Source organism: Micromonospora deserti, assembly GCF_003236335.1.
Lineage (GTDB): Bacteria > Actinomycetota > Actinomycetes > Mycobacteriales > Micromonosporaceae > Micromonospora > Micromonospora deserti.
Genome location: NZ_POUB01000015.1, coordinates 1 through 16812 on the forward strand (window position 1 = coordinate 1; position 16812 = coordinate 16812).

12 protein-coding genes and 4 pseudogenes are annotated in these 16812 nt (G+C 68.8%); 9 read left to right on the plus strand and 7 right to left on the minus strand.

What is annotated here, in order from left to right; genetic code table 11:
• Window positions 1-32: 32 nt before the first annotated feature.
• A pseudogene (locus C1I99_RS04245) lies at window positions 33-352 on the minus strand (GH12 family glycosyl hydrolase domain-containing protein); the annotation flags it as partial.
• Between C1I99_RS04245 and C1I99_RS04250 the strand changes: the two are divergent.
• Window positions 352-574, plus strand: a pseudogene (locus C1I99_RS04250) (transposase); the annotation flags it as partial. The pseudogenes C1I99_RS04245 and C1I99_RS04250 sit on opposite strands and share 1 nt — an antisense overlap.
• Before the next feature lie 97 nt (window positions 575-671).
• Here C1I99_RS04250 and C1I99_RS04255 read toward each other — a convergent pair.
• From C1I99_RS04255 to C1I99_RS04275, 5 genes and pseudogenes are all read right to left on the minus strand, one after another.
• Window positions 672-822, minus strand: a pseudogene (locus C1I99_RS04255) (IS5/IS1182 family transposase); the annotation flags it as partial.
• Window positions 823-1390: 568 nt separating this feature from the next.
• Entirely contained in the window at window positions 1391-3031 is a 1641-nt protein-coding gene (locus tag C1I99_RS04260) for a hypothetical protein (RefSeq protein ID WP_111132827.1), read from the minus strand.
• 349 nt (window positions 3032-3380) lie between these two features.
• On the minus strand, window positions 3381-3926 hold the full coding sequence (locus tag C1I99_RS04265; protein WP_199561941.1) for a RipA family octameric membrane protein: 546 nt from the start codon (window positions 3924-3926) through the stop codon (window positions 3381-3383).
• A 599-nt stretch (window positions 3927-4525) separates the two neighbouring features.
• Window positions 4526-5182 (minus strand): annotated as a pseudogene (locus C1I99_RS04270) (transposase); the annotation flags it as partial.
• Window positions 5183-5363: 181 nt separating this feature from the next.
• Window positions 5364-6776, minus strand: coding sequence for an RICIN domain-containing protein (locus C1I99_RS04275; RefSeq protein ID WP_111132828.1), 1413 nt, complete (start codon window positions 6774-6776; stop codon window positions 5364-5366).
• Window positions 6777-7537: 761 nt separating this feature from the next.
• Between C1I99_RS04275 and C1I99_RS04285 the strand changes: the two genes are divergently transcribed.
• Window positions 7538-8497 (plus strand): WD40 repeat domain-containing protein, encoded by a 960-nt coding sequence (locus tag C1I99_RS04285; protein ID WP_146603886.1) that lies wholly within the window; start codon window positions 7538-7540, stop codon window positions 8495-8497.
• Complete coding sequence (locus C1I99_RS04290) at window positions 8494-9318, plus strand: hypothetical protein (RefSeq protein ID WP_146603887.1); 825 nt, start codon at window positions 8494-8496, stop codon at window positions 9316-9318. The genes C1I99_RS04285 and C1I99_RS04290 overlap by 4 nt, the downstream gene beginning before the upstream one ends.
• Before the next feature lie 520 nt (window positions 9319-9838).
• Here the strand turns inward: C1I99_RS04290 and C1I99_RS04295 are convergent.
• A complete protein-coding gene (locus C1I99_RS04295; RefSeq protein ID WP_111132831.1) occupies window positions 9839-10873 on the minus strand; it encodes a LacI family DNA-binding transcriptional regulator in 1035 nt (344 codons plus the stop codon).
• Window positions 10874-11107: 234 nt separating this feature from the next.
• On the opposite strand from C1I99_RS04295, the gene C1I99_RS04300 reads away from it, so the two are divergent.
• The 6 genes from C1I99_RS04300 (at window position 11108) to C1I99_RS04325 (ending at window position 16784) form a co-directional block, all read left to right on the plus strand.
• The gene (locus C1I99_RS04300; RefSeq protein WP_233512319.1) at window positions 11108-12214 is read left to right on the plus strand and encodes an amino acid ABC transporter substrate-binding protein; all 1107 of its coding nucleotides are present in this window, start codon (window positions 11108-11110) and stop codon (window positions 12212-12214) included.
• Window positions 12215-12220: 6 nt separating this feature from the next.
• Window positions 12221-13108 carry a branched-chain amino acid ABC transporter permease gene (locus C1I99_RS04305; protein WP_111132832.1) on the plus strand — a complete coding sequence of 296 codons (888 nt, stop codon included), beginning with the start codon at window positions 12221-12223 and terminating at the stop codon, window positions 13106-13108.
• Window positions 13092-14264 (plus strand): branched-chain amino acid ABC transporter permease, encoded by a 1173-nt coding sequence (locus C1I99_RS04310; RefSeq protein WP_233512320.1) that lies wholly within the window; start codon window positions 13092-13094, stop codon window positions 14262-14264. Before C1I99_RS04305 ends, C1I99_RS04310 begins: the two co-directional genes overlap by 17 nt.
• Window positions 14261-15001, plus strand: a complete 741-nt coding sequence (locus C1I99_RS04315) for an ABC transporter ATP-binding protein (protein ID WP_111132834.1) — start codon at window positions 14261-14263, stop codon at window positions 14999-15001. Before C1I99_RS04310 ends, C1I99_RS04315 begins: the two co-directional genes overlap by 4 nt.
• On the plus strand, window positions 14991-15740 hold the full coding sequence (locus C1I99_RS04320) for an ABC transporter ATP-binding protein (RefSeq protein ID WP_111132835.1): 750 nt from the start codon (window positions 14991-14993) through the stop codon (window positions 15738-15740). Before C1I99_RS04315 ends, C1I99_RS04320 begins: the two co-directional genes overlap by 11 nt.
• Window positions 15741-15827: 87 nt before the next feature.
• The gene (locus C1I99_RS04325; RefSeq protein WP_111132836.1) at window positions 15828-16784 is read left to right on the plus strand and encodes a LamG-like jellyroll fold domain-containing protein; all 957 of its coding nucleotides are present in this window, start codon (window positions 15828-15830) and stop codon (window positions 16782-16784) included.
• Window positions 16785-16812: the final 28 nt, after the last annotated feature.

The window sequence follows — 16812 nt, forward strand, 5'->3', positions numbered from 1 at the left end:
CGTCGGCAGCGTCAGATGGGTATAAGAGACAGCGGGGTGGTCGTGGGCGGGGTGGTCGAGCCGCCGCCGTTGACGTTGGCCGAGAAGGAGGTCACGCCGAGGCCGGCGCCGCCCTGCCACGGCTCGAAGCCGGCCTGGATGCTGGTCAGGTACCAACTGTCGGTGATCGCGCCCCGGTTGCGGTGTCGTTGATGAAGGCCAGCAGGTTGAGGTTCGCGCTGCTGATCGCCGACGGGGCCAGGTACGAGATGACGTTGTTGGCGCCGTTGCTGCCGCGCCAGACCTCCCAGCTACGGCCGTCGACGGTGGCGGTGCCGACCGGGGAGCTGATGGGCTGGATCGGGCCCTGGCGGCGCCACCCTCGGCATCGACGTCGAGGTCGTCCCAAGGATCCCCAGATCAGAGGGCTCTCCGTGGTCAAACGGCGATGAGTCATCGAACGCACCCTCGGCTGGATCATGCAGCACCGACGCCTCGCCCGTGACTACGAGGCCCTACCCGACAACTCCGCCAGCATGATCCACATCGCGATGATCGACAACCCACCAAACGCCTCACCGACGAGGTCCGATGAGCGCCATCGGGATCTGCAACGATGAATCATGACCTCCGGATGGCGGAACGGTTGGGATCTTCTGGCAGCGCTTGCGGCTGTGATTGCCCTGATCATGATCGTGCGCCCACTGCCGGCCCGGTCGGCCGTCGGCGATCGTGTCCCCACCGCCCTCGGCCGACCAGCCGGACCAGCCGGCGAAACTGGGTTGGCTGCAGGCCAGTGAACGGAAAGATCCACTCGACGCGTGCTGCGGACATCACGTGCATCCAGGCATCCTCGGCGACCGTCCTCATCGGACAGGCGCCGGGGTTGCGAGACGTCCCATAGCGGCACCGCCAATTAGGGGTCGAGTCGGATCTCTCGGATTGCCTGCCGAATCCAGTAGTTCCCGTCGGATGCTTCCAACCGGGCGAGCTCTCGCTGGAACTCTGGTGGACCGGAGCTGGCTCCATGCCCGCAGCGCCGAGGCCGTGGGCGCCGGGCGGACACCCGCGACCGTGTCGAGACCGGCGGGTACCTGGAATGGTGTCGCGTTCGCGTACACCGGCTCCGCCTCGCGCGCCCTGCGGATCGCCCAGCAGGTCTCGCGCAGCTTCGGCCTCGGTGCCATGCCGGCCGGAGCCCTCGCGCTCGGCCTAGTCGCCGACCCGGAAGAGCGCCGCGACCCAACGCCTGGATCGGCTTCGGCGCGGCGCATGCCCACGTGCTCACGTGCTCACGCCGGCGCCGCCGGCCAAGACACCGCTGCACGCAGCCGCCGCACCGCCGCGCGTCGCCAAGTTGGCGATCCTCATCGGCGTCCTCGCGAGCTTGCTCAAACCGGCTTCCGCCCTGCTACTGGGCTGAGCCCGAAGCGACCCCGCCCTTTCGCCGCGCGACGTGTTCGGCCGCTCCGGCGATCGCGACGGCGTAGGCCCAGTCGGTGCGCCGAGCCGCGTGATAGCCGTGCCACCGGTCCTCTCCATCGGCGAGGACAAGCAGCCTGTCGAGCTTGTCGTCAACGCTCCCCGGAATCGAGATGTTACCGCTCATCTGCCTGAAGCGTGCCCACCTAGCGGTCAGTTCCTCGCGAGGGTACGGGGGGATGACGAACAGCGTTCGTGACACGGCGCCCAGCGCGGACAGCTGCGCCAGCTCCCAAGCAAGCCCTTCGGTTACCTGGTCGGGCGCCGCCGCGACGACGATCATCGCACTGGAACCGACGTAGTCGCTCACCGTCTCGTGCCAGGACTCCATGGGGAGTGTTTGACGCGCCGCGCCCAGCGGGGCCCTCTTCATCGGGTTGTTGATCGCGATGACGGGCCCGTACACCGAGAGGTAACGCACCAGGATCTCCTCGAAGCGTTCGAACTGTCGCAGCCCGAGCTTGTCGACGATCGCCTTGCGGGTGAGCGGACTGGTGCGGATGGTCACGTCGTCGTCGGAGAAGTTCCGCAGGAACAGGATCGGCGGCCGGCCGTCGGCGGCGAGCTTGCCGGGCGCGTCCAGGACGGCCCGCCGGCGGGCCTTCGCGTGAAACACGACGCCCAACTGCAGGATCGCGGCCGACACGACCAGCAGGTCCACGGCCAGCAGCGCCGGCGGAACGAGTCGCCAGAGGTGGAAATGGTCCGCCATGACGGCAGGGTTCCAGCGCCAGTCCGGGCCGACGTACTCGGTGGTCGCGAGCGCGAGCAGAACGGCCGGTGCGATCAGGCTCACGATCCCGACGACGAGGAGGATCGCCGCGAGCGCCGAATACGCACCGGCTGCGCCGCGGTTGCGTCCTGTCCACACCTGCCGTTCGGCGTGCCGCCCCCAAAGCTGGCGGCTCGCGGGCGTATGCCACCGGTTGAGTACGAACCAGATAGTGGCTACACCCGACACGGCAACGCGTACGGCGACGGGGCCGGGAATGAGTCCGGCGCAGGCCCACGCGACGATGACCAGCCAGAACCGGGCCCGGGTCACCCCGCTGAGGTACCGTGCGCGGCCGGTGACGTCGGTCCATCGCAGGTCGCCGTCGCGTGGTGCCGGGGTCGCGGCGCGCAGGCGCCGGCGGGCGGCGCGCACGCCCGCTACGACGTTCGCCAGCAGGTAGAGACCGAGGAGTACGAGGGCGTACGCCCACGCCGTTCGCGCAACCAACGTCCTCAACTCGAGCAGGTGCACGCCAGCACCGAAGTCGCCGTCGATGACCGTAGACTGCCCGACGGCCAACGCCTCGGCGGTCGCCGCATCCGCCGGGAGCGCCGCGGTCGTCGTCGCCACCGAAACCTGCACCAGGTAGGGGCCGCGCCGAGCCACGACCTGAACGAACGGAACGGGAATGTCGACCCGTCCGGTGGGGCGCATGATGGAGACGCGCCGCCCGTGCGGCAGGGCGTGGACCGGGCGAACGTCCGCGTCGAACCACGCCGCGTCGTCCAGGACCCGAGCCTGTCGATGGGCCACCCACTGAAACGAGCCGCACCGCACGACACTGACGACGAACACGGCGCGCGCTTCATTGGTCCACCGGCTTCGGGCTCGATCACATGGTGAGCCGTCGGGCGCCGGTGGGTAGTCGCCGGGTGGCTGGTCCTGGGGTTCTCGTGGTGCCGCTCGGAGGCCGGGAACCGGCGAATCCGAGCCGAGAAGCACGTCCGATGCCGGCGGCGCGCTCCTGGTGGGGCGTGCCGGAGCCGTGGCGACGGCCCAGACATTGGCGAGGACGAGCAGCGCGGTGAACGCGGCTACCAGCGCTGTCCGCCGAAGTGCTCCGGGTGTCGACACCGGCGATACGGTAGTCGCGCGGAAGATGGGGCACTGTCGGGTTGTCGACGGCACACGGGGTGTCCGCCCGTCAGGCGATCAGGGCGATGATGAAAGCGCCGAGGTACACCAGCGCGAACGACACGGGAACCCACTGCTCGAGGTGGGTCAGCGGCCAGTACCTCGACGGGTCCTTGCCTTCACCGAGCGCCTTCCACTCGGCGCGCCAGTACGGCGAGGCGGGCAGCCGCTCCTCCAGTGCGCCGATCACGATGTACTTCGCCGAGTTGAGCTGCCGGTATGACCGCAGGAGCCAGAACCACGCGGCGCACTGCATCAGCAGTACGACCGCCGGAGCGGTCAGGTACCACACGGGAGCTGTGGGAGGGTCCTTCCAGAATGCTCCGAACGCCGTGACGATGACCGTGTTCAGCGTGAGGAAGAAGGTGTTCATAAGTCCACGCCGGGCACTGATCCGGTCCGCCATCTCGACGTAAAGCTTGTACTGGTCGAGGAGAGCGGCCTGGTACTTCTCGGCGGCCCATGTGTGTGGTTGATCGTCATCCTTGATCCATATCGTGGGACGTACTTCCTCGATGCTCGCCGTCGTCGCGCGAAGGTACCTACCTAGATCCACCCCTACAGTGTGCGGGAGTCGGCTACCCGAGCAAGGGCTCGCCGCGGTGCGGCGCCGCTGCGGACGTCGACGTCTCCGAGTTGGAGTCAGAGCAACGGCAGGCCACTGTAATCCCGTTTCGGTCCGGCTACTTCCGGACGCATTCCGGCACCAGCTTGCCGGCTTGTTCGTGGTCCTGCTCGGCGACCAAGAGAAGCGGAACCGTCACCAGGCGGTAGCTCAGATTGTCGGTGACCCGGCCAGGCCTCACCGCCAGGGTTCTCGCGGCGGCGACGGAGTTGGCGCTCGCGGACCGCCGTGCTTTTCGGGCCGGCCGCGGAACCGACGACGAACCCCGAGGACGAAGCGTACGAAGTCTGCCATCCGGGCGCTCGCTGCCCGTCGCGCGGCCGATGAGGACACCGTCCTTGCCCGGTGGCTCATCCCCGCCCTCTTGAGGATCGACCTCGTCGGGGCGATCCAGGCATTGACCCCGTTGGACACGACCGAGATCGGCGCCCGTCGCCGCTTGGCGGTGGCACTCGCGGCCGCGAAGACGCAATCGTGCGGATGAACCTGTCGGCCGAGGCTGTCGCCGCCGAGGGCAGCTCCCTACACGCCTACATCGTGCTAGCCGTGACCGGTAGGCCGTTCAAGGAGTTCTCGGCACCGGGCCTTTCATCCCGCTTCGCGTGAGTCCTGAGAAGGCATCGGTGGAGCAGTTGGTGGACCAGTGCGACGAGGTGGGGTGCGTTGACAACTCGCCACCGGTCCTGGACGGCTTCGTTGAGCTTGAATGCCATCGCGAGGCCGGTGGCGCGGTTCGCGGCCAGCTGGCCGTGGGTCTTGTCTTCGGCGCCCCAGATCTCGGCCAGGGCGGCCTTCGCGCCCGGATCCGTGGACTTCGCTAGCGCGGCGAGCACGTTTGGCGGTCTGTGCACCCAGTCCCGCTGTTCCCGGGAATCAGGGAACACCTCGCGCAGCGCGGCCCAGAACCCCAGCGCGCCGTCGCCGACGGCCAGGAGCGGGGCGCGCACGCCACGCCGGGCGCAGTCGCGCAGCAGATCGCCCCAGGAGCCGGTCGACTCGCGGTATCCGTCGGCCAGGGCCACCAACTGCTTGGTTCCGTCGGCGCGGACCCCCACGATGAGCAGCAGGCAGAGCTTGTCCTCGTCGAGGTGCACGGTGACGTGGATGCCGTCGGCCAACATATAGAGCGATAACGTGGTCACGTTCGCCCTTCGGTGAGCGGTTGCCTTCGACCAGCGCTGAGCGGTTGGGAAGGGCCCCCTCCTAGGCGAAAAGCGATAGGAGGGGGTTCCTCCGTTGTTGTCGGACTGCCGACCGCACCACCACCGCCCGCGCTCTGCTTGCCCACCCCGGCCTCACCGCCGCCGACCTCACCGACCCGCGCACGGTGCCAGCACGTAGTGCTCCCGCACCCCGGACGCGTTCACGTCACACCGCGGTGCGAGACCATTGCTGGTGGGTGCCGTTGCCACAGGTGTATTGCTGGATGTCGGCACCGTCGCCGGTGCCGGCGTTGACGACGTCGAGGCACTTGCCGCTGTGACGGGCCCGCAGTTGGAAGTAATCACCGCTCGTCGCCCACTGCCATTGCTGGTTTGTGCCGCTGCCGCAGGTGTACTGGATGATGTTGGCTCCGTCGGCGGTCGAGCCCGAGGCCACGTCGAGGCACTTGCCGCTGTTCTGGTTGACGACGCGGAAGTAGCCACCACCGGCGTCCTGGAACTCCCAGCGTTGGTTCCCACCACCGTTCCAGCCGTACTGCTTGACCTCGGCATTGTTGGCCGTCGAATTGCTCACCACGTCCATCACCCTGCCGCTGTTGCGGTTCGTCACCCGGTGGTACGTCGGCGGGTTTGCGGTGATGGTGCCGGCGACCGTGTCGATGGTGATCGACGGAGCCCAGTTCAGGCTCATGCTGGTGCTGGACGGGAAGGTGATCGGCAGCCAGACGTACTGCGAGTCGTTGACCGGCCCGCCCCAGGCGCCGGCCCAGCGGTCGCCCATGTACAGGTAGCTCGTCGTGGAGGTGCCCTGGATCGGCAGGACGAACGTGGGTTGGGAGCGGAAGGTGGTGGAGTCACCCACGTTGGTCCAGCCGGTCCACGGGCCGGAGATGCTTGACGCGGTTGCGTACCTGGCCTGGTTCGGGCTCCAGCCGGTTGCTCCCGAGGTCAACATGAAGTAGGTGCCGCCGCGCTTGAACAAGGCGGGAGCCTCGCGGTGGGCGTCGTTCCAGAAGTTGCCGACGAGGCTGGCGACGGTGCGGTAGTCCGGGGTGAGCCGGTAGATGTGCAGGTCGTAGTTCTCGTCGGCAGCCGAGATCATGTAGCCGGTGCCGTTGTCGTTGTAGAGGGTGATGTCCCGGGACATGTGCCCCAGCGGGCGGAAGCTGCCGTGGTAGGTGTAGTCGCCGTCTACGGTTGCCGACGAAGCCACCGCGGCGCGGGCCTCACTGTAGTTCGTGCCGTTTTCCTTGTGCATCCACATGACGTAGCGTCCGGTGCTGGCGTTGTAGATGACCTTCGGTCGCTCGATGTTGGCGACCTGCAACTCGGCGGCCGACGACTGGGTGAGAACATTGTTGCGGAACTCCCAGTTACGCAGATCGGTCGAGCGGTAGACCGATACCGCCCGGAACGTGTTGTTCGGGTTGCGGTTCTCGCCGAACCAGTAGTAAAAGGTGCCGACCTTGAGCACGCCGCCGCCGTGGGCGTGCAGGGGGTTACCGCTGGTGTCGGTGAACTGGGTGCCGTTGGTGATGGTGACCGGTGCCGCCTGGGCGGGCCCGCCGTAGCCGGCGACCGCCGCTACGACCAGGCCGGTCGTCAGGGCGAGCACCATCGCGAGCGGCAGGAGCCGTCTGCTCGTTGTCACTGCGTTACCCCTTCTGTAGGACGGGAGACCGTCGCGGGGGCGGCGGGAACCGGGCGCCCGGTGACAATCCCGCTGTCCGGTCCTGCGACGATGCCGTCGGGCCGGCGCGGCAACGCCCGCCCATCGACGGTTCACACGTGGGCAACCCCTTGGTAATCGAAGCCGAATCGGGGCGCCATAGCTCGAACCAATCCATTCACGAACATTCATAAACGAACCTTGCTGGAGGGCGAGGAGGATCCGGTGCGCCGGGCGGCGTTCCGTCCAGCGGGCGCGAGACCATGAGCTCCAGCGCGAGCCGGCCGAGATGACTCTTCGGCGGTCGGATCTCGCCCACCGCCCGGATCGTGGAGCGATCCACCCCGAACCATGCCACCAGCACATCGTGGGGTCGCGCCGTGGTGCAGGCAGGCCAGGGTGGCCAGCAGCCGGCCGACGAAGACCAGCCCGGTAGCGGGCGCCGGCGACACCGCTCGCCGCCGGGTCCGGACGGTCAACCGGGCCTCCTGCCGGTCCTGCCACACCGGACCCAGCTCGGCCACCAGCTCGGCGATGACCTCGAAGAGCAGATCGCACGACGATGACGCAACACAGTGGATTGAAACACCGGAAGGCCGTCCATCAAGCACCCACAACCATGCGCGAGCTCGTTAGCCCTGACCTCAGAGACCTTGACAGGCTCTGATTCGCTGATGTGTATCCGTTCGGACGGCTATGTGGGGAGCGCCGTGAACATCCTGCGGTGGATGGTCGTATCCGCCCTCGTTCCGTTTGCCTTGACCGCCTGCGGGTCACCGCCCGAGCCGACGAGGTTCGACGGCACGGACACCATCGTTGAACAGTCGGCCAGCGCGGCACCACCAGCTGGTAGGGCGTTCGACCAGGCGCGCAGGGTGATGGGAGGCGCGCATATCAGTCCGGATGGGCGATTTGAGGCACGTGTCGATGCTGATGGCCGGGTCGAGATCACGTCGACTGCTGGAGGCCAGTTCGATTGGTTTGACAGTGGCTCGGGCTGGGGTGGTATGGACTTCTCGCCTGACGGTCGGTTCCTCGCGGTAGGGGTTTTCGATTCGGTGATCCTCTATGATTTCACCACCAAGAATCCTACGGCCATGCACAGCCAGCATTTGGTGAAGGTGAGGTTTTCGGCCGACAGCTCATACCTGGTCACGGAGGAGTTCATCGAGGACCGGAACGGGAAGTTCGTGCTGTTCGACGTACGGACTGGGCGGCGACTGACGTCGCCGCAACCGCCGTACATTGAGGTTCAGAGTGACCCGGGCCGCATCTGGTGGGCCGACGAGCTCGCGGTGTTCGACGGCGGTAAGCACGTGGTGGCCGCCGGTGATGACGGCTTTCTGCTGTGGTCGACCCGGGGTAAGACCTTCGAATGGGTGCCGTGTGGTTGCCTGCCGACGTCGGCTGCCGTTGACCGCGAAGCCCGCCATGTGGCGTTTGTCATTCCGGAGGGCGAAGTCTCGCTCTGGGACGTGGCCAGCCGCCGCGAAATTTCGAGATGGCGGCTGCCCAAATTGGATCCAACCGAAGGGCCGAGCTATGCCGGTGCGGACGTGATGTTCACGGAAGACGGCAAGTGGCTACTCACGCATTTTCTTGAGGACGGCCAGGTGTGGTCCGTTTCCGGTGGCACGCAGGTGGGATCGTGGGAGGGCACCAACAAGTGACGACAGAACCCCTGACGCCCAAGCGTCGGCTGCTTGCGTCAATAAACAAGGGATGGTGGTTCCTTGCCGGTGGTGTGACAAGTGCCGTGATCGGCGCCGCAGTCGGGATCTACGTGCCGAAGGTGCTGGACCCGCCGGACACCCGCCCTATCGCGGTGAACGTCGTGAGTAATCCTGCCACGGTGGACACCTGGGGTAGCGACGAGTTTGGCCTGGTCATGCCGAAGGACGCCAAGCCCGCGGGTCAGCCACCCATAGGCTGCAGCGAGATAGTCGACTGGGCGCGCCACAACGGCGCCGTCGACCGCGACGTGAGCCGGGTTCGACTCGTTGTGCAAGGCGTTACCGACCAGGGCGTTCTGATCGACAACCTACGAGCCAAGGTCATCCGCCATACTCGAACGCCCGAGCCGGCCGGCGTCGAGTTGCGCTGCGGCGGAGCGCAAGGAGTCGCCACCCCTAGGCGAGTGGTCATCGATCTAGATGCTGAGGAACCGGCTGCCGCCTATGCCGAAGAGATAGCTGGACGGATACCGCTTTTCGGGTTCACTCTCCAGAAGGGAGAGACTGAGATTTTCGACCTGACGGCCACCACCAAAGGCACCGTAGAGTGGGTGCTCGAACTAGATCTCGTGGTCGGCGGCGAGCGGCAGACGGTCGAGGTAACAAACCGCGGTGCATCGTTTATGACGACGGCATGGAGGAGCTCACGGACTTATCAAGTCCCGGCGGGGACTGACTATTGGGTTGAGTGCTCGGCATCAGTTGGCACCGAATGCAAGGAAAATGTCTCGCCGGTGGACTTTCGTTACAGCTCCTGAATCGTGATGCCGCGCGTGCCACGAGTGTGCCGGCGGCGGGCACCGCCGGCGCAAGCCGGGCAGTTGTGTCAAGTCGAAGACGCACCCTGCCGGGGCGGGTTCAACCGGTCAGCGCAACGGTCTCGGTGGGTCAGCGAGACCGTCGTTGATCTATGAGGGAGACGTCCCCGGGTGCCGTCCAGCCAGAGCCGCAGCGCCAGTCGCGGCTCCGGCTCCCGGGTGACCGCGTACCGCTGACCGGGCGCCCCCAGATCGAGCTGGCAGGTCAGCCGGTAGCTGCCGGTCGCGGGCGCGACGAAGGTGCCGGTCCAGGTCTACAGGGTGTCGTCGGTGGCCACCTCGACCCACCGGATGGTCCGGGCGGCGCCCACGGCTGGCTGCCGCGTTCGGATCGCGGTGGGTGGACGACCGGGCCGGGGTCGGGGTGCACAGGCTCAGCCCCGCGCGTTGGGTGATCCGATCGGGGCCACCCGGAGCTCGCCGGGTGGCCGCGTCACCCGGCCGGATCGGGGGTGGCTGGTCAGTCGCGCGGGGTGGGGCCGGTCGAGTCGCGTACCACCAGCACGTGCCCGGTCGAGCGGCGCCGGGGGCGGGTCGACCGGGGTTTGAGCGCGAGGGTGAGCGCCATCCGGCCCATGTCGGTCATCGGCAGCCGGATGGTCGTCAGGCTCGGCGCGAGGTCGGCGGCGACCGAGACGTCGTCGAAACCGACGACCGACATCCGTTCTGGCACGGGGATGCGGTGCGCGCGCATCGTCGAGAGCACCCCGATCGCCATCGCGTCGTTGAGCGCGATGATCGCCGTGGTTCCCGGGTGGTCGCGCAGGATCTGCTCGGCCGCGACCCGACCGCCGTCGCGGGTGAAGTCGCCGTGCACGACGGGGAGGGTGTCGAGGGAGAGTCCGCGCTGGCGCAGGGCCGACGAGACGCCGGCGAGGCGGTCGGCGACGGTGGTGAGCCCGGCGGTGCCCGCGGCGACCGCGATGCGCCGGTGCCCGAGTTCCAGCAGGTGCTCGGCGAGCGCCCGGCCGCCGGCCTCGTTGTCGGGCAGGACGGCGTCGACGCCGAGCGCGTGCCGCCCGATCACCGCGACCCGCCCGCCGAGGGCTTGGAACTCCGACAGCTGGGCCCGAGCCTCGGCCTCCACCCGCGGGTCGCTGTAGCCGGATCCGGCGATGAGGATGATCCCGACCCGCTGGGTGATGAGGTGTCGCAGCTGGCGCAGCTCCTCGTCGGGGTCGCGGCCGGAGTGGCAGATCTGCACGAGCAGCCCCTCCTCGGCCGCCACCTGGATGACGCCGCCGGCGATCTCGGAGAAGTAGGGGTCGTCGACCTGGTGGACCACGAGGCCCACGGTGGAGCTCGTGCCGCCGGCCAGGGTGCGGGCGTACGGGTTGGCGACGTACCCGAGCTCCTTGGAGACCTGCCGGACCCGGCTGGCCACCTCCTCGCTGACGCCTTCGCGGCCGGAGAGGGCGCGGGAGGCGGTGGCCAGTGAGACCCCGGCGCGTTCCGCCACGTCGATGAGGCGCAGCCTCGGGCCAGGCTTGGGCATCCTGCAACTCCCCAGAAACATCGATGTCATCAGGCTATTGCCAGTGACGCTGGACACAGCCTAGGCTACGAAAGCGCTTTCGTAAGCGCTTCCGTCCCGGCAAAGGAGCGTCACGGGATGACAACCCGTTTCAGGCGAATGCAGTGGATGACAGCACTCGGCGCGACCATGACACTTGCACTGGCTGCGTGCAGCGGTGACGGTGGTGGATCGAACACTGCCGATGATCCGATTGTGATCGGGATCTCCCTCCCGCTGACCGGAGACTTCTCCGAGCCGGGCAAGGGCGTCCAGCGCGGCTACGAGGCCTGGGCAAAGATCACCAACGACAAGGGTGGCCTGCTCGGCCGTAAGGTCGAGCTGAAGATCCTCGACGACCAGTCCAACGCCGACCGCGTGGTCGCCGACTACGAACAGCTCATCGGCTCCGACCAGGTCGACCTGGTGGTGGGTCCGTTCTCGACCCGGCTCGTCGTGCCGGCGGCCCGCGTCGCCGAGGAGTACGGGATGCTCTTCGTCGAGCCCGCCGGCGCGGCGAAGGAGGTCTTCGAGCAGGGCTTCAAGAACCTGTTCTACGCGGCCCCGGCGGTGGCCAACGACCACTACAACCACCTGGCCGACTACCTGCTCGCGCTGCCGCCCGACCAGCGGCCCAAGACCGCGGCGTACGCGGCGATGGACGACCCGTTCGCGCAGGGCACGGCGTACGGGCTCAAGGAGAAGCTCGCGGCGGGCGGCATCCGTACCGTCGTCGACGAGGTCTACCCGCCCAACACCACCGACTTCGGCAGCATCGCCGCGAAGATCGCGGCGTCCAGGGCCGACCTGGTGGTGGGCGGCTCGCAGTACCAGGACGGCGTGAACCTGATCGTCGCCCTGCAACAGCTCCAGTACCAGCCGAAGTTGGCGGCCTTCTCCACCGCCCCGACGAACCCGGAGTTCGCCGCGGCCATCGGCAACAAGACCGAGGGGATCCTCGCGCCGACCGGCTACACCCAGAAGGCGCCCTACCCCAGCAACAAGGAGTTCGTCGAGAAGTACACGGCGCAGTTCGGCACGCCGCCGGAGGAGGACGAGGCCAACGCGTACACGACCGGCCAGGTCGTCGCGGCGGCGGTCACCGCGGTGGGCTGCGCCGAGCAGGGCGCGTGCCAGCAGAAGCTGGTCGACTGGGTACGCAGCAACACGGTGGAGACCGTCGTCGGCCCGCTCTCCTGGGACGCGACGGGCAAGCCGAAGGGCGCCCACATGATCCAGCAGTGGGTGGGCGGCGAGATCCAGATCGTGCTGCCGGCCGACGCCAAGGAGGCCGACCTCATCTACCCGAAGCCGGCCTGGTAGGCACCGATGCCCTCCGGTGCGCTGCTCTTCCAGAGCGTCATCCTGGGTCTGCTGCTGGGCGGGCTCTACGCCCTCCTGGCAGCCGGCCTGACCCTCTACTTCGGCATCATGCGGGTGGTGATGATCGCCCACTCGGCGTTCCTCATCCTCGCCGCGTACCTCGCCTGGTGGTCGCACTCGCGGCTGGGCGTCGATCCGCTGCTGTCGATGGTCGTCACCGTGCCGCTGTTCTTCGGGTGCGGCGTGCTGCTGCAACGGCTGCTCCTGGCCCGGCTGCGCCCGGTCACCCTGACCATGATGTCGGTGCTGCTGACCTTCGCGATCGCCGTCGTCATCGAAGGGCTGCTCGGGTACGTGTTCACCGGCACCCAGCGGCGCATCCAGCTCGGCTACGGCTCGGCGAGCTTCGGCCTCTTCGGGGCCCGCATCGCGGTGGTCAAGCTGATCGCGTTCGGCCTCGCCGCGGTCGCGCTGGCGGCCCTCTACCTGCTGATGAAGAAGACGACGTTCGGTTGGGCGCTGCGCGCGACGATCCAGCACCGCGACGCGGCCCGGCTGGTCGGCATCGAGACCGACCGGGTGGCCGGGTACGGCTTCGGGATCGGCCTGGCCACCGCCGCGGTCGGCGGCACCGCCCTCGCCCTCGACACGACCATCTATCCGTCGCTGCACTGGCACTGGATCGGCCCGCTGATGGCCATCATCGTGGTCGGCGGCCTGGGCAGCGTCCCCGGCGCCGCGATGGCCGCGATGGTGCTCGGCCTGATGCAGAGCCTGCTGCAGATCCCGCTCGGTACCACATGGGCGCAGACCATCTTCTACCTAGCCCTGTTCGCGACGCTCGCGTTCCGGCCACAGGGATTCTTCGGAGGTCGCCTTGCCCAGCGCTTCTGAACCGACCACGGCGCCGACGGCGGCCACCGCGCCGGCGGTGACCCTGGCGCGCCGGCCCGTCGGCCGGATCGTCCCGGCGGTCGCGGTTCTCGTGCTCGCCGCCGCGGTGCTGTCGTTCCCGTCCCTGGCGCCCAACCCGTACATCCTGTCGGCGGGCGTCGTCGTACTGAACTACGCGGTGCTCTCCACGTCGTGGAACTTCGTCGGCGGGTTCACCGGTTACATCTCCCTCGGGCACGGGGCCCTGGCCGGGCTGGGCGCGTACGGCACCGCCCTGCTGGTGACCAGGGCCGGCCTGCCGAGCTTCGTGGCCCTGGCCGTGGCGGCGCTGCTGGTGGCCGCCCTCGCGGTGCCGATCGGCTTCGCGGCGCTGCGGGTACGCGGCGCCTCGTTCGTCATCGTCTCCATCGCGCTGGTGCTGATCCTGCTGCTGGTGTTCCAGAGCTGGGCCTCGCTCACCGGCGGGTCACGGGGCCTGGTGGTGCCGCGGCCGTTCCCCGGGCTGCTGCGCCCCGAGCACCACCGCGTCTTCTACTTCCTCTTCGCCGGACTGCTCGGCCTCGCGCTGCTGGCCTGGTGGCTGATCGACCGCTCGCGGTTCGGGCTCGGGCTCAAGGCGATCCGGGAGGACGAGGACAAGGCGGAGGCGCTGGGGACGCCGACCTTCGCGTACAAGCTGGTGGTGTTCGTGGTCTCGGCCGGCTTCACCGCCCTGGCCGGCGGGCTCTACGCGCTCTGGTTCGGCGATCTCGACCCGGTCTTCCAGTTCTCGATCCTGACCGGCTCGTACATGGTGCTGATGGCGCTGCTCGGCGGGGTCCGGCACCTGTTCGGGCCGGTGGTCGGCGCGCTCGTGGTCGGGTTCGCGCTGGAGTACTTCAAGGTGGAGTTCGGCAACACGCCGCTGCACCTGGTCGCGACCGGCCTGCTGCTCGCGCTGGTCGTGCTGTTCATGCCCGACGGTGTCCTGCCGGCGATCGGCGGGCTGCTCAACCGGCTGTCGCGGCCGACGCAGAGCTCCATCCGCGAGGTCACCGCGGCGCAGCTGCGCGACGAGCGGGCCGCCGCGAGCGCGGCGGAGGGCACCCGGGACCGGGGCGACGCCGCGGCGGCCACCGCCGGCGGGCGCCCACAGTCGACGAGGGAGCGGGCATGACCGAGGTGCGCAGCCTGGCCACGGCGAACCTGACCAAGGCGTTCGGCGGCGTGGTGGCGCTCGACGGTGCCACCGTGACGTTCCGGCACGGGCAGGTCAACGCCCTGATCGGGCCCAACGGGTCGGGCAAGACGACATTCTTCAACTGTGTCACGGGGATGATCCGGCCGGACAGCGGGCAGACGACCTACCGGGGGCAGGACATCACCCGCAGGGCGCCGCACGCCATCGTCCGCGCCGGCATCGGCCGCACCTTCCAGCTGTGCCGGGTGTTCCCCCGGATGTCGGCGCTGGACAACGTGCTCGCGGCGGTCCGCCCGGCCGGCCTGGTCGGCCAGCTGCGCGGCGCGAGGGCGCGGGTCGAGGTCGACCGGGCCTGGGGGTGGCTCACCCGGCTGGGCATCGAGCACCTCGCCGACGTCGAGGCACGCACCATGTCCTGGGGCCAGCAGAAGCTGCTGGAGCTCGCCGGCGTGCTGATGAGCGACCCGGAGACGGTGCTGCTCGACGAGCCGGCCGGCGGGGTCAACCCGGCGCTGCTCGACCGGATCGGCACCCTGGTCCGCGAGCTCAACGCCGAGGGGAGGACCTTCGTGATCGTCGAGCACAACATGGACCTGGTGATGAGTGTCAGTGACCACATCGTGGTGTTCGACCGTGGCCGCCCGATCGCCGAGGGGCCGCCGTCGCTCATCCGCACCGACGAACGCGTGCTGGGGGCATACCTTGGCGTCTGAAATCGAACTCGTCGACGTCCAGGCCGGCTACGGGCGCGCCGCGCCGGTGCTGCGCGGTCTCACCGTCTCCGTGCCCGCCGGCACGATCGTCTGCCTCGTCGGGCCCAACGGCGCCGGCAAGTCGACCGTGCTGAAGGTGGCCAGCGGGCTGCTCAAGCCGCGCACCGGGCGAATCCTCGTCGGGGGTGTGGACGTGACCGGCCAGGGCCCGCAGCGGATGCTCGCCTCGGGTGTGGCGCACGTCCTGCAGGGGCACAGCGTCTTCCGGGAGATGACCGTGGCCGAGAACGTGCTCCTCGGCGGCTACACGCTCAAGGACAAGGCGCTCGTCGCCGAGCGGACCGCGTTCGTCAAGGAACTCTTCCCGGTGGTCGCGCAGCGCTGGGGTTCGCTGGCCGGGCTGCTCTCCGGCGGTCAGCAGAAGCAGGTGGAGTTCGCCCGGTCGCTGATGGTCAACCCAAAGGTCGTGCTGCTCGACGAGCCGTCCATGGGCCTGGACCCGAAGGCGACCAGCACGGTGTTCGAACAGGTCGTGCGGATGCGTGACGCCGGTACGGCGGTGCTGCTCGTGGAGCAGAACGCCCGGCGGGCGCTGGAGAACGCCGACCTCGGATGCGTGCTCGACCTCGGGCGGGTGCACATCTCCGGGCCGGCGGGGCAGCTGCTGGCCGATCCTCAACTCGGCGAGCTGTACCTCGGCGGCCGGCCCGCCGAGCCACCGGTCTCGCCCAAGCGGTAGTCACCTCCACGACAGGGTTCACCGCGGGCCAGTAAGCGCTTACGAAAGCGGTTACGTCCCGCGCCGACGCGAAACGAGGTCTACGCGATGTCCAGAGCCAGACGCGCCGCCGCCGCCACCGCCGCTCTGCTGGTGGCCGGTGTCGTGGCCGGCGCCGGGGCCCCACCGGCGCAGGCGGACCCGGACCGCCCGCGCGACGTCCACCCGCACCTGCGATCGCACCTGGTCGCCTACTACGACTTCGACCACCCGGTGGAGGGCGACGTCGCGCTCGAACGCGACCAGGGCCGCTCCGGCACCGAGATCGAACTCGTCAACGGCGGCGCCGCCATGCGCGTGCCCGACCGGGCCTACAAGCGCAGCGGCGACGCGCTGCAGACCCGGCAGGTCAACCCCGCCCAGGCCGGCAACGACGACTGGAAGGCCGGCATCTTCTCGGCCAGCGGCGTCCGCACCCTGCGCGCCTTCAGCGGCGTGGAGGGCACCACCGTGATGGGCTGGTTCAAGTTGGAGATGGACCAGCCCGCGCTGAACTCCACCACCGCCAACCCCACCGACCGGTTCAACGCGATCGGGCTGGCCGGCGTGCTGACCGGCGACTCCGACGGCCACGGGGTGCGGGCGCTGCTCGAACTCATCGACGTCAACGGCGAGCTGCGCCTGGTCGCGCTCGGCCGGCGTCTCGACGGCGGCAACTCGCAGATGTTCGCCGCCGGCGAGGACTGGCGGACCCTGCTGCCGAAGGGGCAGTGGGTGCACCTCGCCGCCACCTTCGACTTCACCACCGGCGCCATGGCGCTCTATCGCAACGGCCAGCCGGTGGACGGCTTCTACACCCGCACCGGCGACCCGTGGCTGGTGTCGGGGCCCGGCCCGCACGTGACCACCGCCTCCGACCCCCGGGGCATCAAGATCGGCGGGAGCTTCCCGCAGGACACGCTGGAACGGAACCCCTGCGACTGCCGCATGGACGGCCTCATGTTCCTCGACAGCGTGGTCTCGGCGAGCGACGTCGAGAAGCAGTACCGCTACATGGCCCGCTGACCACCCTCGGCACCGTCCCACCGAGAAG